General features: G+C 65.2%; 1 protein-coding gene. It reads left to right on the top strand.

The features are described 5' to 3' along the window. Positions 1–884 precede the first annotated feature (884 nt). Positions 885–1,381, top strand: a 497-nt coding sequence (locus ACWD3D_RS37100) for a hypothetical protein (RefSeq protein ID WP_451465029.1), incomplete at its 3' end; no start/stop codon positions are given.

Below are 1,381 nucleotides of genomic sequence, written 5' to 3'. Positions count from 1 at the left end.
GGGGCGGTGGCGGGCGTGACCGGCGCGGCGGACTCCCGCACCGGGTCATCGGGGGCGGGCCCGAGCATGGCGAAACCGAGGCCGGCCGCGACGAGCGCTGCCACCCCCGCCGCAGTGCGCCGGACGGTTGCCCGGCTGGGACGACGACGTTCCACGGTGCTGGATTCCCTCCCCCGAAAGACGGCGGGCGCTGAACCGCGAGAACACCGGAAACGGCATGGCCGTTCGCCGGGCGCTCCGGATCTCACGCCTGCCGCAAAAATTTCCTGTTGGCCCCGCCCCCTCCGGGAATCGTCCCGGAGGGAATGAATTCAGCCCCGACGGAGAAGGGCGGAACAAGAGCATGCCGGAAGAGACACACGACATCCATAGGTGTGCCCACCTCGTAAGGGTGATTGTTGGGAACATGTCAACACCATTCTCTGCGGCGAGGATCACCTGTCGAGCCCAAGGTGGGTTGACCTGTGGGTTCAGTGGCCGGGACAAAGCGCAACAGGTGAGGATGATTCGTTCGTCGAGTTGCGTCTTTTGTGAAGGGATCGGAATCCTTGGGTGATCTCCGTAGAACTTTGACGTAAACAATGGGAATTCCCGCGTAGCTGTCGATTGGTAATGTAAGTGTAAATTGAACATAAATAATGCGTGAGTGAAGTCACTTGAAGCAAAAAGTGTTTGACGACTTGTGAAGGTGTAGGTGAATATTCGGCGAATCAATTAGCCTTCGGCGCCGTGTGTTTCCGCATGGATGGGCCGGTGGTCGGGATCGACTGTGGGGGGCCGCGGCCGTCGTGTGGGGATCGCTTTCATGGAGTGGCCGGGGATATCTCCCCGGCACCCAAGCGCTGAAGCGCCGACGCAGGCGCGCAAGAGTCGGTGTCGTCACGGTGGTTGCCACCGCCGTGACGATCGGCATGCTGCCGGCCTCGTACGCCGCACCGCCCCCGAACAAACGTGCGGACGTCGAACTCGTTGACCTCCCCGCGGCCGAACTGGTCGAGGGTGAGAACGGTGGCGGTCTCGCCGAACTGACGACGCCCGAGGTGCCTCTGGCGGAGGACTACGAGCCGACCAAGATCACCGCCCCGGTGGGCACCGGCATCACGACGCCGGCGACCGGGACGGTGGACGCGCTGGCGCCGGGGGAGACGCAGCAGATCAGCACGCTGCCGATCGGGATCGGCGCTCCGGCGGAGGCGACCGCCGAGGAGACGACGGCGCTGGAGGGTGACTGGCAGGTCGCTCTGGCGAGCCAGGCCGAGTCCTCGGCCGCCGACGTCGAGGGTCTGGTCTTCACGGTGACCCCGCCGGCCGGTGCGACCGGTGACGCGGTGGTGGCGATCGACTACACCGACTTCGCGGAGCTGTACGGCGCGAACTGGGC

It is taken from the genome of Streptomyces sp. NPDC002690, from assembly GCF_053592415.1.
This window is presented reverse-complemented; position numbering and strand designations above follow the sequence as displayed.